Source organism: Prosthecobacter debontii (genome assembly GCF_900167535.1).
In the GTDB taxonomy this organism is placed as follows: Bacteria; Verrucomicrobiota; Verrucomicrobiia; order Verrucomicrobiales; family Verrucomicrobiaceae; genus Prosthecobacter; species Prosthecobacter debontii.
This window is the reverse complement of the sequence record NZ_FUYE01000004.1, coordinates 40137-62722: the sequence shown is the minus strand read 5'-3', so window position 1 is coordinate 62722 and position 22586 is coordinate 40137. Positions and strand designations below refer to the sequence as shown.

Below are 22586 nucleotides of genomic sequence, written 5' to 3'. Positions count from 1 at the left end.
GGCCTCATCATGACGGCAGGCTGCCGTCACACCTTGGGCCCAAGAGCACCACCCTCTTGGGTAGGGCGCGTTGTCCCAACGTGCCGTGGGTATAGCAAAAAAAGGTCTTCAACTCTCCTTTCCATCCCCACGACTCACGCAGTCGCCCGACCGGAGCGCGAGTATGCTGAGCGAAGCGATGCTACTCGCCACTTGTCAGCACCGCTTTGCGTCCGCCGATCTTCACCAGCGTCCACTCCCGGCGTCCGTCGGCTTCCGCCACGCAGGATTCCAGGAGATACCCTCGCGCTTTGGTCACCCCTTCCCAACGCACCTGCATCTGTCCCGGCACCCGCCCCAGCACCACCCGCAGGCCCACCGGCACCGCGAGCGAGCCCAGCTTCTTCGGCGCATTCTGCACTGGCAGCGCCACCTCCTGAATCAGCTCCGCATCGCCCCCGCTCTGGCACTGCACCTAGGCCCCACGTTGGTTGAAGAGCGCATCAAATTCTTCCCGGATCCGATCCCGCCGCTCCCCCATCGCCTGGAGCGCCAGCCGCATGTGCGCATAGGCCTGCATCGCCTGCTCCAGCTCCACCCGCTTGTCATGAAACACCTCCGGCAGCGGCACCGGCAGGGGGAAATGCCCATTCGTCGCGATGGCCTGCTCATGCGCCCGTGCAAACTCCACCACCTCCGCGTTGTTCTTCTGGCCCAGTTGCAGCTTCACCTTCGCCCCCGTCTTCATCTGCACCGGCACCGCGACGGCTAGGGTAAACGCCTCCCCTTCTGGTGCAGGCTCCATCACCCCAGGGCTCCCCCGCGTTCCCCGTCCCGGCTTCCCTGCCGCCGCACCTCGGGCGACTCGACGGTTTGGGGTCCGAGCAGGAGCTTCATCGGAGGAGAGAGGATCGCAGAGCTTTTTCATAAGACGCTGATCTGTTATGAAAAATATAACAAACCCAAATATTAAATCAACACAACTTAATGTTGTTGATGTTCTTTCTTGAGATTCATTTCGATTCTCCTAAAAATTCCCGTCGAGCAGAAGTTACAGGCCGCATCGCATCTCCTGACTACCTGCATAAACAGAAAACTTATCCCGCTAGAGGCTTGCAGTCGGATTGAATAAGCAACAACTAATATGTCCGCCATCATATTACCTCAACTCGTGAGTGCGAGATTTACAGGATTCGAGCCTCTATTCGCAAAGCCTGTTGAATTGAGCATTCCTCCTAATCCAGGCCCCTTTTTGATTATCGGTGGCAACGGTCTTGGCAAAACAACGATGCTGCAATCAATTATGTTCGCAGTAGCGGGTGGTGCTGACAAAGACGCGTTTAGTGATGCCGGTCAACTTTGGAACCAGAAATACTTTTCTAAACGTCTGACAAAACCCAAGGACGCTGAGGTGAGAGTGATAATGATGCTCGGGCAGACAAAAATTGAAGTTCGACGTGGCCTCGACAATCCAAAAGTTCGCGGAGTCCGCATCAATGATGCGGAACCCGTCAATTCAACCAACGCTGAGGCGCTATACGAGGCTACAGTTGTCAAAGCCAGTAACTGCAATTCGTTCCGAGATTTCAAGTTCCTGATGCACAGGTTATGTTACCTACCTGAAGATCGGCATAGCCTTGTTTGGGATGTGGAAGGTCAGCTTGGCGTTTCTTTACTCGTGTGCGGAGAATCCGCCGATGACGAAATTATACGTGGTCACATTCAGAGATGGAGAAAAGCGGATACAGAGATGCGGCATACTCATGTATCTGTAACCCACCTCGAAGAGAGGTTGGCCAAAGCTTTATCAGCGCAAAAAAAGCAGCCAGCAAAGCCCCCAAAAGAACAAGCTGAAGAAACGAAAAAGCAATTCGAAAAGGCAAAGGCGCAGCTAACGCATACTACCGAAGCAATTGTTGAGCTTACTTCCAAGATGAACCGAGCTGTGGTTCAACTTCAGGAAATTAGCGCCGTAATTGAGGCTGAGGAGCAAAATCTTGATGAGCATGAAGAGGCATTCACACTTTCGTGCATGCTGGATCAGGAACGTGCGGATTCAGCGCTCGCACTTCAGAAGATGCTTATACATAAGCAATGCCCATTCTGCACAAAAAAATCCACTGAGCTGACATCTCGTGCAGCCTCAAATCTCGACAAAGGACTTTGCCCGATTTGTGGTCAACATCATACCACCGAACAACCGGATAGGCAAATCACTGACTTGCGCAAACAGCTGGCTCCAAAATATCGAAAGCGGGCTGCGCTCCAGGAAACACTCGACCATTACCAACATCAAATCCGAGCGCTTCAACGGCAGCGCAATTTGCAGGGAGCCAAGCTGGATGATTTATCAGTAAAGCTCCCTCGAATTCGAGCAACGGACACAGAGCTAGATACTGGAACCGAAAGCATTTCTCAGATACGCAAACTATTGGCAGCGTATACTGCGGACTACGAACGCAAACAAACCGCAACCCAACTGCTAAAGTCTGAACTGGACTTCGCCTACTCTCGAATCGCTGCAAGCAAGTTTGCAAGGTTCAGTGAGATTCAAGACCGTGTTGCAATTTACGCCACTAAATTTCTAGGAATAAAATGCACATTTGAAAGTGTGCCGAGCAAAGCTGTGGACAAGAACTCACCATTTGCATTCCCTCTTCTGGTTCCGTCTTTCAAAGGAATTCGACGCACTCAGTCAACGCAATGTTCGGAGTCACAAGCGTTCTTCCTTGATATCGCATTTCGGATGGCCCTGATTGATCTGGTCGAGAAACATTCAGGGTATGGATCAACCTTTATCTGCGAAACGCCTGAAAATGCTCTTGATTTGGCGTATGCAGATAACGTTGCTGAAATGTTCAATCAATTTAGAGCTGCGGGCTGCTATGCGCTTCTCACTGCCAATTTACAAGCTGGCGGCGTCGCTGAGCCATTGCTAAAGAAGATAAAACCTTTAGGTGAGCGTAAACTCCGTGCCTTTAACATGCTTTCACATGCTGAGCTATCTGGCGTCCAGAAACGCAAACGCCCCGATCTCGACACCCAGTTCAACAAACTGATCAGCTAATTCGGGCCATGAACGCCAGCCGAACCCACAGATTCAAAGATGTTCTCCTCGCACTGGCAGCTGCCAAGAGTGCTCAAGTATCGCTTCAACGAATTCAACTACAGAAGCTAATCTATTTAATGGATGTATTCTCCTCGATTTGGCGAGAAGTCTCCAAGCCGACATCCTTTGAGCCTGAGAAGCGGGGCCCATGGGATCGTCAAATTCAAAACGCGGTCGATGCACTCGCTTTTCGTGGTCTTGTGATAGTCGAAAGAATTAACATTCGCAGGGCGAAGGAAATCCAGTCCAATTATAGCTTGAGTGAGGCAGGTGCCCGCCTGGTAATCCAGATAGCTTCTCACCCTGAGATTTCTGAGCAACTTAGCCTTGCTCACGAGATCGCACATGAGGTCAGTCGTCCTCACAGAGGCTGGAACACCATCAAGAGACTTGTTTACGCTGAACCAACGTATCAAGCAGTCCGAGATAGTGGGAGTCGAAAGCGTGTTCCACTCGATAACCCTTCGAGAAATCAAACCAGTGAACTCGCAAAGATGTTTGCAGAAAGCTGGAGTTGGACGGCGGCTACTCCCCCGAGCCGAGAGGTCTTTGTTCAAACATTGTTCTTAGTCTTTGATGAAGCATCGGCAGAACACCAGCTTCCTAACCTTTCATGAACTCTGTTGATTCGATTGTCTCGCAAGCTGCCCACAAACGTGCCGCACTGGTGTTTCATATGGTGACGTGCAAGATCACGGCTGCTCTCGGTTCGGCTTGGTTACCAGGAGATGGAAATCAGTTGCTGGACGAGATTCGTAACTTTTGCCGTGACAACCTCGCTTCCCTCGCCCGACGCCAGTTTGCTCTTAAGCTACGCTGTGGCGTTAACCCTCAAGGTGGGGCGACTTTGACCCCTAGCCTAATTGGAAAGCTTCGGAAGGCTGATTCTGGGATCCCATTGATTGAGGTCTCCAATGGCCTAACGGTCATTTCAGTGAACCATCTCACTCCCAAGCCAGACGAAGATAGTCGCAATGCGATCACAGACGCCTCAGCTGGATGCGCAATCTTTTACTACGAGCATGATAAGCTGTGTAGCATTTGGGCTCAATGTCAGCGCATTAGCGAATTGTCGCCAGCAAACTGGCTGCGAGTGGGAATCGCAAGTACATTTTCACGAGACGCTGCCGATTATAACGAAGCCGCTAAAGACCATTACCGTAACGAGGTGAAGCACGGGCAAAGGCTTAACCACTGGATGAACGAGAATGACCGAATCCTTAAGCGGGCTGACCCTCCAAAGTTATCAACGACGGAATCAATCTTTCACCATTCGCTTGCTACATGGCTTCAACTCATGCTACCACCACACTCAGTTTCTGTGAAGGACGCCGAAAAGGGAAGTGGGGACTGTCCAGATATTCTTATCGCTGATTTTGGCCGAACTTACGTGATTGAAGTCAAATGGATGGGAACTAATGGTTCAACAAAATATAGTTGGTCTACGATTTGGCAGGGCATTCGGCAAAGTAAACGATATGCAGAGCGGTCACCTCAGCCCGAGTCAACTTGTGTGATTATTTATGATGGCCGCGACTTGAATTCATTTGAGAGTTTCAAAGAACAAATAAGCGAAGAGGGTATTGCTGAATTCGAAGAGTATCAAGGTGAAGTAATGCCAGCGAACGGCATTTGTTACATACTCTATTTACATTCGGGATCTGCCAGTAAGAACGCTAAGACAAAAAAATGAATATACTTACCGATGATAGATATCATGACCAAGGCCTTCACAACTTCGATCACAATCTAAATCAGCCCAGACATCGATGGTATCCATTCAAGGAAGGATTCTCCGCTGAACTTGTTAGCAAAGCGATCCAATCAATCTCAATCACCAGTAAAGAACCTTATCGCATACTCGATCCATTTGGTGGATCGGGGACGAGTCCCTTAACGGCAATTCTCAGCGGGCATGTTGCCCATGCAGTGGAGGTAAATCCATTCTGTGCATTCACGGCCCGGGTTAAGTGTTCAACCACCCGTCCCCGGGCGACCAAGTTTTGGAAACAGTTAGATGAGCTATCTATTCTTGCAGCAAAGGCTAGATCTAAATCTCCCCTTGAGGGGCAAAGCACATTTACCAAGACAAAAGGCGTCGAGAAGTGGTTATTCAACACCGAAGTAATTCGAGGGTTTCAGTCGGTATCGGAGAAACTCGAAGAAATGAACTGTGGATTCAAATCTGCATTTCGATTAGCCGCAATGCGAGCCGCGATGGATTGCTGTAACGCACGAAAAGATGGCAAGGCATTGCGTTACCTTCGTGATTGGAAGGAGCGGGATTTTGCTGCCAGGGATTTTGCCCAACAGTTCAGGGCTAATTGCATTCAGTTCCGAGAGGATGCTGAGATGGCACCACTGAAAAAAGAAGGACAAGCTGTCATTAGGTCGGGTGACTCTCGAAACGCACTTCAAAAGCTGCCGCCAAAGTCCTTTCATCTATTTATAACATCACCACCTTACTTGAATTCCTTTGATTATTCTGACGTGTATCGGCCGGAGTTGTTTCTAGGCGGGTATGTCAGCACCAATCAAGAACTGCGAAAGCTTCGCCTTCGGACACTTCGATCTCACGTTCAAGTTGATTGGGGGGGGGCTACTAATGTCAACAGCAGCCTTCTCAAAGGGCCGTTAGACGAGCTAAAAGAGTCGCAGAGTTTGTGGAGTTCAAAGCTGCCTACCATGGTTGAAGCCTACTTCCACGATATGAATCGTGTATTGAAAGAAGCTCATCGTGTTCTGAAAATTGGAGCCGAAGCTTGGCTGGTTGTAAGCACGTCGGCATATGGCGGCGTCCAAATTCCAGTTGACCTCATTCTTGCTGATCTCGGGGTAAAACTTGGTTTCGATCTCGATGGGGTTTACGTCCTCCGCTCACTACGTGCAGCTGGTCAGCAACAAAGTAGCTTTGGCAACGTTGGTTTGCCCCTTCGTGAGTCTCTGATTGTTTTAAAACGGGTAAAATAATTCCGCAGTCGCTTAGCGCGACTAACAACAGACCAAACAGATCTAACACTTTGATTTTCAATTCAATATAACGAACAAACATTCACTTCATCCACTCAGGAACAAATTTCCTGACCCCAGAAATGAAAAATCGGTGAGTGGATCGATTGAGTTGATGCATGGATTCAACGCAATCGTGAGTGAGGAAAAGGGGGGCAGGGATGGTTTCTCTTTTTCCATGCATGCCTCGAAGGAATCCATGCATGGATGATGGTGGGGTGTGAATGGGTGCGGGTTTTCCAAGGATGAGTTTGACGAATGTCTGCGTGGATGAGGCGTGATGAACCTGAGGGCGGGGTTGGCTGCGCATGGGTGAGTGTGACATGAGGGGCCTGGATTTCCCTGAGACTTTTGCTTGGCGTGGGGGGCCGTTTCCGCTAAATCCTGAGGGGTCGGTGTCCGGAGGGGTTTCTCGGGATGCGGACGCTTTTTCTCAACCTCCATTCCTGTTTATCTCTCACCACCATGCCTCACGTCAGCACCAACGGTATCCAGATGTATTATGAAGAACGCGGCAGCGGGGAACCGCTGGTCTGCATCATGGGGGTGACGGCTCCTGGCGGGGTGTGGGAAGCGCATGCGGCGGAGTGGTCGAAGCATTTCCGCTGCATCCTGGGTGACAATCGCGGGGTCGGTCTGACCGATAAGCCTGAGGGCCCCTACACCACGGCGATGATGGCGGATGATTACGCCGGACTGATGGATCAACTCGGCATCAAGCAGGCGCGTGTGGTGGGCTGCTCCCTGGGATCGGTGATCGCGCAGCAACTGGCGCTGCGGCATCCGGAGAAGGTGAAGAGCATGATCCTGATGTGCACCTGGGCGCGGCAGGATCGCTTTGGCCTCTACACCTGGCAGCACATGATGAAGTGCAAGGCGACGATGCGCCCGGAGGATTTCATGCACTATGTGCAGATGCTGATCTTTACGAAGCCGTGGTTTGATAACGATGACTGCTGGAACAACATGCAGCAGGGCCTGAAGGATGCGGCGCTGAATCCAGCCCCCCAGCCCGTGCATGCGATGGAGGCTCAAGCGGCGGCGGCGATCACGCACAACACGATCAGCGAGCTGAAGAAGGTGAAGTGCCCTGCCCTGGTGATCGGCGGTAAGGACGATGTTTTCACGCCGAAATGGATGGGTGAGGAAGTGGCGGCGGCGATCCCTGGAGCCGACCTGCATCTGTATGACAATGCGGGCCATGCCTTCCACTGGGAGTGCCTGAGCGACTTTAACCCGCGCACGACGGAGTGGCTGCTGAAGCACTAAACGCGACGTTTTAAACGTCCTGTTTTTCTTTTTCAATCGATTCACTTCTGGCTCGCACCTGCCCTTTCGACGTTTACTCTCCCCCATGACTCCGATGAAACGATTCCTTCGCGCTTCAGGTTTGATGGTTCTGCTCAGCCTCGGTGTCCCCTCGATGTCGGCGGCCGAGTCTGGGAAGGAAGGGCGCACGCTGGAGGACATCCTCAGCCAGATCCCGGACAAGGAGCTGGGCAAACTGCGCGGCGGACGCGATGCAGCTGCTCTGGCGGAGGTCTCCAAAAAGCTCTCGGCGGCCGAGGCGACGAAAGCGGCCACGCTGCGGGTGAAGCTGGATAAGGCCGAGGAGTGGGACTTCCCCAATCAGGGCAATGTCAAAGGCTGGCGCGTTCAGTCTGAAGTCGAGCGCCTGCGAGCCGCTGGGCTGTATCTCGAGGGTCGTGTGACGCTTTACATCAAACAAGAAGCCGTCAGTGAGCTGCCCAAATTTCGCTCGGGGGCGGAGTTTCTCGTCACGGGCCAAGTGTCCCGCTGCGATGTGCTCCAGCCGTCGAATGGCAAAACGATCTTAAACGTGGACATTCAAGTATCGAAGCTGGTCGAAGCGAAGAAGTGACACTTCCCATTCCTCTCAACCGAATCACCAACCTTTTTACCTACCAACGACTATGGGCCTGATGGATTACCTCAAAGGACAGTTCCTGGAAATCATCCAGTGGACAGACGACTCTCGCGACACGCTCTCCTGGCGTTTTCCGGATGAAGATAAGGAAATCAAAAACGGAGCTCAGCTCATCGTGCGCGAGTCGCAGGTGGTGCAGTTCGTTTACCTGGGTCAGTTCGGCGATACCTTTGGTCCGGGCAAACACACCCTGACGACGGATAACATCCCGATCCTGTCCACGCTGAAGGGCTGGAAGTATGGCTTCGAGTCGCCCTTCAAGGCGGACATCTACTACGTGACCACGCGCCTCTTCACGGGCAACAAGTGGGGCACGAGTAACCCGATCATGATGCGGGATCAGGACTTTGGCATCGTGCGCGTGCGGGCCTTTGGCACCTTTGATTTCAAGATCATCAATCCGCAGATCTTCCTGAAGGAAGTAGCGGGATCGGATCATCATTTCCGCCTGGATGAATTTGCCGATACCATGCGCAGCCGCATCGTCAGCATCTTCACCGATGCCCTAGCCAATGCCAAGGTGCCGGTGCTGGATCTGGCCACCCGCTACAGCGAACTGGGCGAGGCGCTGCTGCCGCTGATCAATCCGGCGATGATGGCGAAGTATGGCCTGGAGATCACCAGCTTCATCCTGGAAAACGCCAGCGTGCCACCGGAGGTGGAGCAGGCCATCGACAAACGCTCCAGCATGAGCGCCATTGGCAATCTGAACGACTATGTGAAGTTCCAGATGGCCGAGGGCATGGCCAAAGGTCAAGGCGGCGGCCCTGCCGGTGCCGCCGCAGAGATCGCGATGGGCTTTGGCATGGCTAACCAGATGTTTGCCCAAGGCGTTTTCAATCCCAATCAACCGCAAGCGACACCTGCGGCAGGAGCCACTCCGCCACCGATCCCCGGTGCTGCCGCTCCGGTGCAAGCTGCCGCGGCCACCGTGGCTAGCGCAGGCATCCTGACCCCCACTCAGGTGGCAGAGGTGCTCGGCGTCAGTGAGGGCGATGTCATCGCCAGCATCGAGGCAGGTGACTTGAAAGGCAAAAAGATCGGCACGCAGTATCGCATCACTCAAGCCGCGCTGGACGAGTTCCTGGCGCATTGAGAAGAGCCTGCCACAGACGCATCATCATCGTTAATCCACGTCCTCCCCATCTGGTGAATCGCCGGATGGGGAGTTTTGTTTGAGGACGGCCTTGAGAGCCCCTTCGACCTCTGATCAAGCATCTTCGATCAAGGGAGCTTCTTCATGAGATCTTTGACGATGTTTTCCATGAGTTCGGTTTCCCGTGGAGCACTGGGAAAGGCCGGGGCTGGCAAATAGTCGCGATTCGACTCGACCCAGTTTAAATGGCAGCGTTGATCACGGCTCACGGCGGCCCACCCCCTCTTGCCACTCGCCACCTCATAGAGATAACAGGCCACGACCATTCTCCGGCAGGCATGGGCTCCGCTGGTGTAGGTCGTCACGGAAGTCTTCGTCTCATTGCCCTCGAAATCCTCCGCAGTCGTGATCGTTTCCTCCGTCCATTCACTGGTATCATTGCCCTCCTCATTGCTCTGAAGCAGAGACACCCAGAGATAATCGACGCCCCGTTGCCGCAGATGCTGCAGCTGGATGGCGGTCATGGGAATCACGGCGCTGTCTGCGATGAGCTTGGACAGGCTGATCCCCTCAACGGCTTTTTCCAGCTCGTCCGCAACGATCACCTGCGTGTGCGGATGCTTCTCCTGAAACCGAGTTTCCAGCTCGCTCTGCATGAGATGAAACTGCACCTCATTCGGGATGTTGGACAGCTTTCGCTGAGGTAACATCGGAGCGAAAAAGACCTTCTTGCCGTTGAATCCGCCTCGCAGAAAAGCAGGGTGTGCTTCGACGATCTCCGTCCGCACACGAGGCCCCAGACAGGAGCTTCCAAGCAACAACATCAAACTCCAGCCCCAAAAGCGAAGACAGATCATGCTTTGAATCTATTTCAGGGGAGCCACTCTCATCACCCTGATTTTGATTTAGATGTTCTTGAAGACTTCTCTCAGCTAGCATCGTTGTGTCTGATTGAGTCTCCTCCCCCTATTGACCTCACCATGAATACTCGCCGTCACTTTCTCTCCACGTTGTTAGGCTCGAGCGCTGCCGGTTTGCTCGCAGCGCAGGATTCACCGCTCAGTTACAAAGGAGAAAACATTCAGTTCGGCCTGGTGACTTACATGTGGGGTGCGGATTGGGATTTGCCGACGCTGATTCAGAACTGCCAGGAGTCAGGCGTGCTCGGCGTGGAGCTGCGGGTGCAACATGCCCATGCGGTGGAGCCAACGCTCAGCCTGCCCGAACGCCAGGCCGTTCGGCAGAAGTTCGAGGAAGCTCAGGTCATCGCGCTCGGCATGGGCACCAATGCGGAGTTTCACAGCCCGGATGCGGCGACGCTGAAGAAGCACATGGATTCCGCCAAGGAATACATCAAGCTCAGCCACGACATCGGCGGCAGCGGGGTGAAGGTAAAACCCAATGCCCTGCCCAAGGAGGTGCCTGTGGAGAAGACGCTGGAACAAATTGGCAAATCCCTGGCCGAGCTGGGTGACTACGCGCTGGGGTTTGGCCAGGAAATCCGTCTGGAAGTGCATGGTGGGGTGTGTGATCTGGGTCACATCCAAACGATCATGGAAGTGGCGGCCCGCGACAATGTGCGTGTCTGCTGGAACTCCAACGAGCAAGATCTGGAGGGTGAAGGCATCGAGGCCAACTTTGCCAAAGTGCAGCCTTACCTGGGGCGTACCACACACATCCGCGAGGTCAATGAAGGCAAGTATCCTTATGACAAGTTGGCCAAGCTGCTGGTGAATGCGGACTACGATGGCTGGGTCCTGCTGGAGGCGCGCACGAAACCTGCCGACCGTGTGGCCGCTCTCGCGGAGCAAAAGAAGCTGTTCACTGATCTCATCCTGGCGGCACGCAAGGCGGCAGCTTAAACAATGCGTGTGCGTTAAGGCACAGCCGCCGCTGCGATCTTGGTCAAAGCGGCGCGTTGGGTCGGCGACCACTCTTCTTTCTTATCATGCTGCGTGCGCAAGGCGGCTTCCTGAATGTCCTTGGCATTCGGGGAACCTGAATAAATCAGCTTCTCCCACAGCTCGATGATCGTGCTATCCTGACGCAGTTCCGCGAGTAACAATGGGATCTGGCTCCGAATCTCTGGATCCGAAGGCGGGTCCAGGTGCAGCCAGAGGAGGAATTTCTGGTAGGCCGGATCTTCTTGAGGCAGTTCCGCCGTTTGACCGCGAAGGAGGGTCTCGTGCCGCGCCCATCCTCCCGATTCTAATTTCTCCGCCAACCGTCTGAAATCCGGGTTTTCATCGGCGATCAATGTCGCCTGTTGCTGACGCCATACCGCATTGGGATGATCCGGTTTAGCCATCACGCCTTCCGAAGCCTTGCCATCGGCTGCGGATCGTGGTGTCACCATGCGGTCTCCATCCGTGGAAGGACGCACAAGATCGAAAGGGCCTAACCAAATCCCCATCACCAAAGCCCAGGCCCCAACCAGACCGCCGATGAAAAAGGGGATGGCACGCCAGATCACCACTTGGCGACGGATGATGGGCTGCTTGGGCTCGTGTGCTGTCTCCAGGAGCGGTGGAGGCGATGATGGGGATCTTAAATTGGACTGCACCGCAGCCGCTTCCGCCATGTCCTGGTGGTGCTTGATGAATAGGTCCCACCAGCACTTAGGCACGACCGCTTTGAAAAGCTCTGCAGAGAGTGTCGCAGGGTCCAAACACTCCGCGAGCTGAGCTAACGCATCACTCTCCTGCGGGCTCGACCAAGACCATGCGGTGCGAGAACGCCGCAATCGATAGTCCCACAAATCGCGCACTTCTTGGCTGCAGGCCCTCACGGACCGCCCCGCATCCAACCATAACCGTGCTTCAGCGAGAGCTTCTTGTTGATCTGCACCTGCACTCGCTTCTGCTGCGGCTAGCAACTGTTCGGCTCGCGAATAACGGCTAATCGCCAAAGACGTGGTTAGAGCCATCATCAGCTCCACGACCTCAGGGCAATTCATCTTCGATTGAGTCGCGACCAGAGCCTCGCCCAATCGTGTCAGTCGTGCCAAATCCGCTTTCTCGGCCCAATGCGACGCCACCAGAAAAGTCAGTGTGTAATGCCCTGAGGCCAATTCAATGATCAAGTCCGGCACCCGCGTCATCTCAGCCAAGACATCTTCACGCTCAGCAAAAAGAGTCGTCAGGTAATCACTCGCCGCTCCAGCCCACTCTGGTTTCACATAAGCGGCTGCGCAAAAATTTGAATAGGCCGCAGAGACCTGCATCGGATCTGCCATGGCCTTTTCAAGGGCTCGGGCAGCATTTCCCAACTCAACAGGCAATAGCGGTAGGGACGGAGACTCCGCCCCCTCAGGAGGAAAAAGAAGCTCCTGCAAAGGGGCCGATGCCGTCGGAGAGTCGGAGTCGAGAGCCGCCATGAGCATGGATTATTAAAACCGGAGATGCAATCATGCAACGGCCTCTCTCGTTAAATATACGGATATCTTAAATTCCTACAAACTTTGGCGGTTACTTGTAGGTAGTTGGATTTGGAGACGGCTGGAATTCACTCACCTCTCCAGCCCTGGGCTCAGCTCACGTCGAGAACACCGGTGCTGTCACCAACACGCTCCGCACGGACACCGAGACGGTCTAGCATGGAGAGATACAGGTTGGTCATCGGCGTCTCGCCGGGAAGGACGACACGTCGGCCAGGTGTCCAAGTGCCGCTGGCATGACCCGCCAAAAGAATCGGCAGGTTGTCGTGGTTATGGCGATTGCCATCCCCGATACCACCGCCGAAGACGATCATGCTGTTGTCCAAGAGGTTGCCCTCGCCTTCCTTGATGGACTTCAGCTTATCGAGGAAGTAACCGAACTGACGCATGTAGAAGCGGTCGATTTTGGCAATCTTCTCCAGCTTCTGCTCATCATTTTCATGGTGAGAGAGGTAGTGGTGAGCATCGGGCACACCGATCTGTGGGAAGCTGCGATTGCTACCATCATGCGCCAGCATGAAGGTGCAGAGGCGAGTGGTATCCGTCTGGAAAGCCAGCGCCAAGAGGTCAAACATCATGTGGATGTGCTCCTCATAGGACTCAGGAATGCCCTCAGGCACGGGGTAATCTTTGGGCAGAGTGGAGGTGAATTTTTCAGCACGCTCAATGCGCAATTCGATGTCGCGAACACTGCTGTAGTATTCATCCAGCTTGCGGCGATCATTGCCGCTCACCTTGTTTTGCAGAGACTTCGCCTCCGCCAACACCGTATCGAGAATGCTTTTCTGCAGACGCTGGCGGCGGGCTCCGTCCGCACCGCGTGCGCCGGAAGCTCCGTAACCGAACAGACGCTCGAAGACCAACCGAGGGTCCATTTCAGGCGCCATCGGCATGGTTTCATTCTTCCAGGCCAGATTGAACTGATAAGCACAGGAGTAACCACTGTCACAGCGCCCTGAGCTGCGCTGGCCGTCGGTGCTGAGTTCCAAGGAAGGAAGGCGGGTCAAATGACCGATCTTCTGGGCCGCAATCTGGTCCACAGACACGCCCAGTTGGATATCTGAACCTGCCGTCTTTTTCGGCATGCAGCCCGTGAGGAAGGTGGAAGTGGCACGCGCATGGTCACCGCCACCATTGCCATGGGAACGCGCCTTATCTTGAGCCAAACCCGATACCACCATGAAGTCATTGCGGTGCCGTTCGATCTCTTTCAGCGTTGCGCTGAGTTCATAGTTTTTGCCTTCGCCGGTCGGAAACCAATCCTTCACATTCACCCCGTTAGGAATGTAAAGCCAAGCGGCACGCAGCGGAGCTTTAGCGGGGGCCTTGGCCGCCGTAGCCGCTAAGGCTCGGCCACCAAACGATTCCAAAAACGGCAGCGACATCATGGTTCCCAGTCCGCGCAACACATGGCGGCGGCTCATCTGGTGGGAGGCGGTAGCGGTTTCGTGAAAGGGATTCATGTCAAGGAGGGCAAGATTGATACGCTATACGTCGTCCAAGTCTTTCCTTGACGTAAATCGCAAAGTTCAGGCCATCTATCACAAAATAGGTTGAAAAGCCTGCCCGTCCACGCCCGATTAGCGTATTCCCCTCATCCATCCATGAAGAAAACCGCCGTCCTTACCGCACTTACCCTCCTTGCGCTTAACTTTGCTTCCGCTCAGGATGCCGAAGTCGCAGAGATCGAACTGAAGCCCCATGCGACCAATCCACTCGGTTATGATAAGACTGACCTGAGCGTCAAAGCTGGGCAAAAAGTCAAATTGACGCTGAATAACACCGGCAGCGTCGCCCCTCAGCCTCACAATTTCCTCCTCATCAAGCCGGGTAAGGACCAGGCGGTGGGCGCCCAGGCCAACGCCATGATGACCGACCCCCAGGCGATGGCGAAGAGCTACATCCCTGACACTGCCAAGGATGACATCATCGCTCACACCAAGCTGGTCATGCCCAACGGCACCGAGACCATCGAGTTCACCGCTCCTGCTGAAGGCGGCGACTATCCTTACATGTGCACCTTCCCCGGCCACTGGCTGCTGATGAAGGGCGTCATGCACGTCACCAAATAAGTTTTTTCATCGAAAGGGCGGACTCACCGGTCCGCCCTTTCTTTTTGTCCAATACCGATCAACCTACGCTTCCCACCATGAAACGCCTGCTCACTGCCCTCGCCTTGCTTTGCCTCACCTCCGGCCTCCGTGCCGAAGACACCAAGATCTCCGCTGGCAACCTGAACTTCACCCTCCCCGCCTCCGGCTGGACCTCCGTGCCCACCAGCAGCCCCATGCGTGCCGCCACACTCCAGATCACTGTGGAAGGCGCTGAAAAGCCACTTGAAGCCATCTTCTACTACTTCGGTGCTGGTCAAGGCGGTGACACCCAGGCGAATATCAACCGCTGGCTCGGCCAGTTTGAGAGTCCTCCCGAATCCAAGACCGAAGAACTGGATGCCAATGGCACCAAAGTCTCCCTCGTCACCGCCACCGGCACCTACATGGATGGAGCCATGTTTGGCCCCAAGACGGCCAAGGCCGATTACACCCTGCTCGGCGCCATCATCCCAGGCCCTGATGCACCCGTTTTCATCAAGCTCACTGGCCCCAAAGACGCCGTCGCCAAGATCACGGAAGACTTTAAAAAGCTCTCCACCAGCCCCTTCGCCAAGTAAGCGAAAGGCGCGACCCAACCATTTATTCACTTCCTCAAAAGGCAGACTTAGGTCTGCCTTTTTTGTTAGGCCAGTTCATTTTTCACGCTCCCCCAATACATGCACTGTCCCCGTCTTATCCACACCCAGGAACCATTCAAATCCGCTTGGGGAGTTCACAGCTAGCACGTACAGGAATAGAGATTCCTTCCCCAGCAAAGCTTTGAGATCACAGAACCCCACCAGTCGTGGCATACCATCGCGACTACTGAATACATGCCTTGATTTCCACTTGCCCTGGCGAGTCCGAGTCAGCAGGTAGGTTTCACCACCATTCACCCACATATGTTCCAGCCCTCCGGTTACCAACACATGGTCCTGATCAAAGATCTGAATGTCTTGAAAATGGCCCACAATTAAACGTGTCCATCCCTCGTCTTCTTCTTGAGCATAAAATAAACCACCACCAAACTCACCCGCTTCAAAAGAAGCCAGATAGCCTCCTTCGAGTCTCGCTAGCATCAAAGGTTCTTGAAACAAATGATTGAAGGCCACATGAGGCTTAATGTTAGGCCACTCGTCCCGCTTCAAATGAACAAATGGGTCCGGCCTTAATGCGTTCACCTCAACGCCCAACGTGGTAACAAAATTTTTTGATGTCTCCACCTTGGATTCATCGCTTCCTCGGCGGAGTGAAAACGTCTGAAAAGGATCTGCGAGCATCTCAGCGACTGGACGCGTTCCTCTTCGCCGTTTTATGAGCTTAAACTTAGCTAGGCCCTCATCCTGGGGATACGCCTTAAAAGCCAGATCAAACAGGCATTGTTCGAGCTCTGGTGACATTTCTACAGCTACTTTCTTTGGCGCGCTGCCATCCTTAAACCTCCGGATCAGGTGGACTTCGTGACATGAAAAACAAGCGATTAAAACTAGCTCTTCCCCAAGGAAACCACGAATTCACATCGCGAGACTGGGCTTGAAGGGGCCACAAAGAGGATCAGGTCCATAATAATTAAACTCCGTCACAAGACTCATGGACTGTTGACACTCTTCATCAGTCAGATTCACCCACCTTGAAGACTGACTCAATTCGTTCGACCAATTCGTTTTCTCAAACTCTTGATAGAGATCATCAGGCCCGTCAGGAGCCTTCCTCCATAGTCGAACCTGCCTGGACAGTAAAAACTCGGTGACCGTGCCTTCGCCATGAAGAATATCTTCCATGGACTTTTCACCACCCGGCAATTCCAGACTCGGGTCTGCTTCAAGAAACTGTGGTAAGCTGTAAAACTCAGGTACAGAACCTTCCTCCTCCACGTCAGTGGCATTGCAAGGAAACGCTAACACTACCAAAGCAAGACTGACCCAAAGTAATCCAAAAAATCCAAGTGATCGACGATTCATAAGGCAGGGGATTCATCCACTAGGCACTTCAAATGACCTTAGAGACATTCTTCTTTTTCATACCCTATTCGCCTACTTCTCTTCAATCCTTTCAAGGATCAGAACCTCACTCCCCGCTCTGATCACTTTCCATCATCCAGTACCGCTTCGCCCCAGAGTCCGTCTCCATGAGGATCTGGCGGATCGTATCCCGCTCGTCTCGCGGCAAAAAAGCGAAGGCCTCGTCATCGGCGGGGTCACCGTTCAAAACCTCATCGAGTTCCGCATACACCGCTTGTTTCAACGGCTCAGGTAAGCCTTGGAAACTGCCTGAGTAGATCATGTAGCTGCAGCGATGTTCAAACAGTCGGGTTTGAAGATTGAAATCCTTCAGCGAACGCCCCCGGGAATCTGGGCGTTGATTACGCTTGAAGGCGGTTTGAAAAGCCTCGCTGCCTGAGACGGGCGACTGGAGAGCATACTCCCCGACGAACAACAAACGCTCCACGATCTCGCGGGCACGTTTGCGCAGGATGCGTCGTTGAGCCGCCGCCTCGTAAATTGGGCCATCGGGCGGGGGATTCAGCACACGACGCGCCGAGCGTCCCGCTTCGTGCAGCGTGTTATGCATCACGTATTGATGCTCCAGCACCATCAGAGCGACGATGTCGCTCGTGCTCGCGGCATAGGGTTCGGTGTGCACCCAGTCTTCGAGCGATTCCACATTCGCTCCACGTTGACGATCCAGTCGCACGAGCCCCCCGCGCTTGTAAGCCAGCACATTGCCCATATGCAGGTCCTGGCCATGGTGCCCGCTCACATACCAGCCTCCCCAGCGTTCTGCCAAGGGACTCTCATAACTCGTCACAAAGTGGTCGGCATCTGGGATGGGGTATCCATTCTCCCGCGTATGCACCGACTGCATCTGGAGATTTCCTCCCACATGACAGCTGAGACATTGATCCGAAGCCACCGGCTCAGGCCGGGCCGGTTTCATGAAGGGGCGTGGAATGAGATAGTATTGCAAGCCCTCCTCAGGGTCAGCCGCCACCACCTCCATCTCTCCACCCTGCACCCAGCCGATGTAACACTCGTCATTGAAATACAAAGCGCGGGGTCTTGCCGGACTGATATGGGCTTTCTGAAGACTGGTCTTGGAAAACACCAGCACCTGAGAGTCCACAGGGATATCCAGGTCCTTGAGCACCCTCGTCAGCCAGGCCATGTCTGACACGGCCTCCAGAGGTTGCCCCTTTTCCTCGGCACTTTGCCACAGTCGTGCCACGGGGTCCTGATGGATCTTCCAGATGGGCGGCTCCTTTTCCGTATCGGTGCCTTCGGGATCGGTCGGTCCCGCGTGCAGTTGGCAGGTGAGCGCCAGCACCCACAGAAGATGGATCCACTTCCAGCACGGTATGCGCTGAATCACGGACCAAGCCTTGGGGCAAAAAGAAATAGAAATGAGGGGGAGGAATGACATCAACCGACTGAACAGACCATCAATACGTCACTCTCAAAACCCATTCCCACATCAACCCTGCGTTTGCTTGCGCAAGAATTGCGCCCACTTGGACGGGTTCCATCGCCGCCAAGAGTGGTCAACCTCTCACAAAAAACCTTAGCCCCACGTAGAGCCCGATTCCGATGATTCCAAGCACCACCAGGACCGACGCAATGATCCCAAATCGCTTCCAAAACCTCAGGGCTTCACGGTCCGATTCAGACACGCCAACACGAGAGTTTTCCAGCGACTCTTTCCACACCCGATAAGGCCAGAATAAAAATCGGAAGAGAGCGAAGAGGAAATTCCCATAAAGGTGAATTCATCTACACGGATAGCCCATGATTAAAAGGGTGCTGAATACCCGCCCGCAATCTTAACCACCATTTTAACATCGCCGGTTTGATCCTTCAGATCTGCATTCCGCAGAGTCACCTTAAAGTGCTCTTGAGCACCCGGGGCAATGTCCGAACGCAACGTCTCCGTCCACTCATCCAGAAACGCTCCTGAGGCATCAAAGAACTCCGCCTCCACCACCACACTGGACCACTTGTGCTTCCCTTCGTTGGTAATCAGTCCCAGAACCTCCAGTCCACTTCCTGCCTGTCGTTTTGTCACTTCCGTGATCTTGAGGTCTTTGACCACATCCCCTTTAAAGAAGGTCATCTTGATCAAAGGGAGAAATCCCAAGAGCATGAGGGGAATGGTAAAAAGCCAGTACTTACGCCCCCAAGACATGTTCATCGTGCTGATCTCGGCGCCACAGTTCGAACAGGTCATTTTAGCAATGGCTGGCATGATGAGGAATAGGTTCAGGTTATTAAGTTCTCCCTGGAGAAGAACTCCACAAGCTTGCCGTCCTTTCGAGGGGCTTGTCGAATCTGTTCTTTGGGTATCAACACAGGCTCGACTGAATTTTGCATCCGACAGCCTCACTACTCTCGCCGAATGGCATCAATCAACCGTCCGCGCACGGCACTGGACACAGCGATCCAGCAGATCACGACACCAAATAGCACGATGCCCACGATGAGGCTGCCGAGGAAGCCGATGGGAAGAGAGGAGCCACCTTGCTGAAGGCTGGGCCAGACGGCGAGGAGTGCGCTCAAGACGCCGAGGATGACGCCTGCGATCAGCAATACAACGTGCTCACCTAACACCAAGTGACGCAGCGATCCTGCCTGAAAGCCCACCGCTTGCATCAGCCCCAATTCACCCCGGCGCTCCAGCACATGGCGAGCCACCAAAATGCCCAGGCCTGCGGTGCCAAGTAATACGCCCAGGCCACCCAGCACGGTAAAGATGCCGATGTAAGTATTCTGCACGCTCATGAAGGTCTCCAGACGTGCCTTGGCCGATTCCAAAGCGAGACCACGAGGCTGGAGTTGGCGGGTCAAATGAGCACTGACTTCCTCAGCTTTACCTGCGGGTGCATCAATGAGGAAGAAACGATAGCCCGCCGCATCGGGATAGGTCGTGAGGAAAGCCTGCTCGCTGATGATCATCTTCCCCTGCAACACCGACGCCGCCAGCATGCCCGCCAGCTTCACCTGGATGTCTTTGCCGGAAGCATCTCCATAATCCAGCGCATCACCCACCCCCAGGCCGAGGCCCCACATGGCGGTCGCCTGATCGGCAATGGCCTCCAGCGGTGTCTTGAGACTCTCCCAGCCGCCTTTTCCAGCGAAGCTAAAGCGCCCCTCCAATTTGGCAGGATCCACTCCGATCAACACCGGCTTCTGGGCACGATTCAGGTTCAGGCAACTCGCATCGTCACCCATCCGTACCCGGAAGGGCACAATGGCCACGCCCTTCATGATCTCCTCATCTAGACTGAAGGCATCTCGCCCCGCCTGGGTATTGAGATCCTCATAAATGGGTAGAGACGACTCCCCAATCAGGGCAAAGCCGCCCGTGCCCGAAGTCGGTTGATCCACATCTCCAGCGCTCATGCGGAAGGCATTCACCGCCGTCACCAGGAAGATCCCGCCAGCCATCATGCCCATCACCGCCAGACTGCGGGAGGGACGCCGAGAGATATTGCGCAGACCGATCTGCCACAAGGATTGGGCCAAACCTAACGATCTTTGCATCCACCGCTTTGCGATGGACAAGCCTGCCATCAGCAGCAGAAAACCACTGCCGAAAAACATCCCTGCCACAGCTTCTGCTGCGGTGGCCTGGGTGCCAGCCAGCATCAGACTCACCGCTCCCAGCAGCCACACGACCGGCAGCACTTTCTTCCAGCCAGCGACTCTTACAGGCACCTCTGTATCCTCCGCGCTCCACGCCCCGAGAAGGTCTCTAGCCTGTGCTTTGAATAGCTTGCGACTGGCCCACCATAGCGTGATCAGCACCACCACGACGGCGCCGATTCCAGCGCCAACTTTCGTGGCGACACTGCCGGCATAGATCAGGGGTAATCCCTGCGAGGCTCCTGCCCAGGCACCGCTCAACCCTTGCAGAGCCAGCTTGGTATAGACCTCACCGCCGAAGACTCCGAGGAGAGCACCGATCATGGCCAAGACGCCTGCCTCGCCTAACAAGGAACGCCGCACCAGCTTCGGTGTCCATCCTACCGCGAGCAGTAGGCCCACCTGAGACGCCCGCCGCTCCAGCGTGAACAGAAACAGCAGTGCGGCAAAGATCAGCGCTGCACCAATGAGGAACATGCTGAGGCCAATGAACAAGCCGCCAAAGTCCACACTGCCCTTCGCTGCCGCTGAGGCTTCGCCTTTGAAGTCCCTCGGGCTGAGTCCGATGTCCGCCAGCGACAAACCCTCCGCGAGTTCTGTCTTCAAGGCCGCTTCGTCCTGGCCGCTGTTGGCAAAGCGAATCGATGTCAGTTCACCAAAGCGATTACCCCACAGTTTCTGACCATCCGCTAAGCTGATAAAGCCCTTCGGCGTGCCCTTATAGTCATCCCAATACTTTTCGTCCTTGTCGCGAATCTTCTTGGTATCCATCGGGATGCCGGGATCCCAGTCACGACAGTTGTCCACGTCGGACACCCCCGGGAAATCCGGTGTCCAAGCCCGTGTCACATTCGGATCGTCCATGGGGAGAATGCCACTGACCTGAAAGCTCGCCGTTTGCTCCTTCAGCTCGCGCCCGATGCCGACGATGAAGTAACGAATCTCCACGCGATCCCCCAGAGCCAGTCCATGGTCTTCCGCCAGCCATTGGGTAATCACGATCTGCCCGGGCTTCACCGCCAGCGCATCGGTCGCGGTAATCATCGAATAGGGTGTGCCTCCTTTGGCCGAAGTGATCCCATTCACCAGATACGTCAGCACCCCATAGCTGCCTTCCCGTTTCAGCAAATCGGTGGCGATGCTATCGTCCATAAAGACCCGATCCGTGCTCACCTCCCACTCCTTTCGCGGCCTATCCACAGTCTTAAGCTTGAGAGCGAAATCCCCCAACGTCTTGGCTTGCTCAAGAGCCGCAGATTCTGCGGTGAATTGAGGTGAGGCTGAAAGCAGCGTGTTGATCTTGCCCTCCATTTCCACCTGCGTTTGCAGATCGGCCAAAGGCACAAACACCGAATCGGGAGTGATTTGTGAAGCGACCAATTGGAAGGCCCCGAAATCCTCAGCACTCACAATGGCACCAACGGTTCGGCGCAGGGACACATCCTCGTTGGTATTGCCGGAGAGAGGCGCGTCGCGCGAGATGGCGCTGGGCCGCTCCAGACGCACCAGAATCGTATCGCCGATCTTCGCCTCCAGCTTTCTTGCCAGAGGTTCATTCAGGGCGACTTGGCCTTTGTCTAAAGCAATGACCTTGCCACTTGTGCTCAGCTTCCAGAAAGCTTCCTCCACCCCGAGCACCTGCGTGCCATTCACACGCACCTTGCCATTGGACGAAGCCGTGGAGCCCACCGCCATGATGGCTGGTGCAGCCTGAGCCTGCTCGGCTAGCGATTCCGTAAACCAGCGATCTCCCCCCAACACACCTGCGTGGATCCGGCCCAATCTCAGCTCTGCCACACGCCGTAGGCTCGCCCGCACGGAGTCCCCCACCAGCAAGGACCCGCTCAAGATGGCCGAGGCTAAAAAAGCCCCCAGCAGCAAGCCCAAATGCCCGCGCCAATAATGCCGCGCCGAGGAAAGGACGAAGGAGAAAAGTGACATGCAGCTAATACGTGCCTGCATGACGAAACCTGCGCAAGAACAGAGCGCAGAATGAGAGTTGGCGAAACTTATGAACCTTCTACAGGCTTATCTTCTGTACTCGCAGCCGAAGCTGAAGGCGGAAGTGGGTCCGTAGGCTTCGCCTTCTTGATCGCTGGTTTCCCCCCTGGGATGAAGCCGCCGCCACCTGACCAACCCCGTCCCTCGTTTTTAAGTTTAAAGGGACGTGGCGGACGATTGTTCTGTTTTTGACTCCTCATGGAACGTTGACGGTGGACTCGCCTCTACACTGGCCGACTGTCTGCATGCTGCCAAGCGCGAGATTCATTCCACATCCAA

Annotated in this window: 20 protein-coding genes; 10 read left to right on the top strand and 10 right to left on the bottom strand. The window is 54.6% G+C overall.

Annotation, left to right across the window (positions count from 1 at the left end):
* Nucleotides 1-181 precede the first annotated feature (181 nt).
* Both B5D61_RS07015 and B5D61_RS07010 read right to left on the bottom strand, forming a co-directional pair.
* Entirely contained in the window at nt 182-454 is a 273-nt protein-coding gene (locus B5D61_RS07015) for a hypothetical protein (protein ID WP_078812626.1), read from the bottom strand.
* On the bottom strand, nt 455-907 hold the full coding sequence (locus B5D61_RS07010; RefSeq protein WP_139373115.1) for a hypothetical protein: 453 nt from the start codon (nt 905-907) through the stop codon (nt 455-457).
* A 216-nt stretch (nt 908-1123) separates the two neighbouring features.
* Between B5D61_RS07010 and B5D61_RS07005 the strand changes: the two genes are divergently transcribed.
* The 7 genes from B5D61_RS07005 (at nt 1124) to B5D61_RS06975 (ending at nt 9141) form a co-directional block, all read left to right on the top strand.
* Nucleotides 1124-3046 carry an ATP-binding protein gene (locus B5D61_RS07005; protein ID WP_078812624.1) on the top strand — a complete coding sequence of 641 codons (1923 nt, stop codon included), beginning with the start codon at nt 1124-1126 and terminating at the stop codon, nt 3044-3046.
* 8 nt (nt 3047-3054) lie between these two features.
* A complete protein-coding gene (locus B5D61_RS07000) occupies nt 3055-3705 on the top strand; it encodes a hypothetical protein (protein ID WP_078812623.1) in 651 nt (216 codons plus the stop codon).
* Nucleotides 3702-4781: a hypothetical protein gene (locus B5D61_RS06995; protein WP_078812622.1), complete on the top strand. Its 1080-nt coding sequence runs from the start codon at nt 3702-3704 to the stop codon at nt 4779-4781. Before B5D61_RS07000 ends, B5D61_RS06995 begins: the two co-directional genes overlap by 4 nt.
* Nucleotides 4778-6058 (top strand): site-specific DNA-methyltransferase, encoded by a 1281-nt coding sequence (locus B5D61_RS06990; protein ID WP_078812621.1) that lies wholly within the window; start codon nt 4778-4780, stop codon nt 6056-6058. Before B5D61_RS06995 ends, B5D61_RS06990 begins: the two co-directional genes overlap by 4 nt.
* 504 nt (nt 6059-6562) lie before the next feature.
* The gene (locus B5D61_RS06985; RefSeq protein WP_078812620.1) at nt 6563-7366 is read left to right on the top strand and encodes an alpha/beta fold hydrolase; all 804 of its coding nucleotides are present in this window, start codon (nt 6563-6565) and stop codon (nt 7364-7366) included.
* 94 nt (nt 7367-7460) lie between these two features.
* Nucleotides 7461-7979 carry a hypothetical protein gene (locus B5D61_RS06980; RefSeq protein WP_139373114.1) on the top strand — a complete coding sequence of 173 codons (519 nt, stop codon included), beginning with the start codon at nt 7461-7463 and terminating at the stop codon, nt 7977-7979.
* A gap of 52 nt (nt 7980-8031) precedes the next feature.
* Nucleotides 8032-9141, top strand: a complete 1110-nt coding sequence (locus B5D61_RS06975) for an SPFH and helix-turn-helix domain-containing protein (RefSeq protein WP_078812618.1) — start codon at nt 8032-8034, stop codon at nt 9139-9141.
* A 128-nt stretch (nt 9142-9269) separates the two neighbouring features.
* Here B5D61_RS06975 and B5D61_RS06970 read toward each other — a convergent pair whose 3' ends face one another.
* On the bottom strand, nt 9270-9998 hold the full coding sequence (locus B5D61_RS06970) for a hypothetical protein (RefSeq protein WP_078812617.1): 729 nt from the start codon (nt 9996-9998) through the stop codon (nt 9270-9272).
* 123 nt (nt 9999-10121) lie between these two features.
* Here B5D61_RS06970 and B5D61_RS06965 point away from each other — a divergent pair, with 123 nt between their 5' ends.
* Nucleotides 10122-11003: a sugar phosphate isomerase/epimerase family protein gene (locus tag B5D61_RS06965; RefSeq protein ID WP_078812616.1), complete on the top strand. Its 882-nt coding sequence runs from the start codon at nt 10122-10124 to the stop codon at nt 11001-11003.
* 14 nt (nt 11004-11017) lie between these two features.
* On the opposite strand, the gene B5D61_RS06960 is transcribed toward B5D61_RS06965, so the two are convergent.
* The gene (locus tag B5D61_RS06960) at nt 11018-12517 is read right to left on the bottom strand and encodes a hypothetical protein (RefSeq protein WP_139373113.1); all 1500 of its coding nucleotides are present in this window, start codon (nt 12515-12517) and stop codon (nt 11018-11020) included.
* 152 nt (nt 12518-12669) lie between these two features.
* A complete protein-coding gene (locus tag B5D61_RS06955; RefSeq protein WP_078812614.1) occupies nt 12670-14040 on the bottom strand; it encodes a DUF1552 domain-containing protein in 1371 nt (456 codons plus the stop codon).
* Between the two features lie 141 nt (nt 14041-14181).
* On the opposite strand from B5D61_RS06955, the gene B5D61_RS06950 reads away from it, so the two are divergent.
* Together B5D61_RS06950 and B5D61_RS06945 are read left to right on the top strand one after the other, a co-directional pair.
* Nucleotides 14182-14649 (top strand): plastocyanin/azurin family copper-binding protein, encoded by a 468-nt coding sequence (locus B5D61_RS06950; protein ID WP_078812613.1) that lies wholly within the window; start codon nt 14182-14184, stop codon nt 14647-14649.
* A gap of 77 nt (nt 14650-14726) precedes the next feature.
* Complete coding sequence (locus B5D61_RS06945) at nt 14727-15248, top strand: hypothetical protein (protein WP_078812612.1); 522 nt, start codon at nt 14727-14729, stop codon at nt 15246-15248.
* A 75-nt stretch (nt 15249-15323) separates the two neighbouring features.
* On the opposite strand, the gene B5D61_RS06940 is transcribed toward B5D61_RS06945, so the two are convergent.
* From B5D61_RS06940 to B5D61_RS06920, 5 genes are all read right to left on the bottom strand, one after another.
* Entirely contained in the window at nt 15324-16070 is a 747-nt protein-coding gene (locus tag B5D61_RS06940) for a hypothetical protein (RefSeq protein ID WP_078812611.1), read from the bottom strand.
* Between the two features lie 114 nt (nt 16071-16184).
* Nucleotides 16185-16631, bottom strand: coding sequence for a hypothetical protein (locus tag B5D61_RS06935; RefSeq protein ID WP_078812610.1), 447 nt, complete (start codon nt 16629-16631; stop codon nt 16185-16187).
* A gap of 106 nt (nt 16632-16737) precedes the next feature.
* Complete coding sequence (locus tag B5D61_RS06930) at nt 16738-18090, bottom strand: hypothetical protein (protein WP_078812609.1); 1353 nt, start codon at nt 18088-18090, stop codon at nt 16738-16740.
* 366 nt (nt 18091-18456) lie between these two features.
* Nucleotides 18457-18909: an FxLYD domain-containing protein gene (locus B5D61_RS06925; RefSeq protein WP_078812608.1), complete on the bottom strand. Its 453-nt coding sequence runs from the start codon at nt 18907-18909 to the stop codon at nt 18457-18459.
* 137 nt (nt 18910-19046) lie between these two features.
* Nucleotides 19047-22247, bottom strand: a complete 3201-nt coding sequence (locus B5D61_RS06920; RefSeq protein ID WP_176159267.1) for an ABC transporter permease — start codon at nt 22245-22247, stop codon at nt 19047-19049.
* Nucleotides 22248-22586 lie beyond the last annotated feature (339 nt).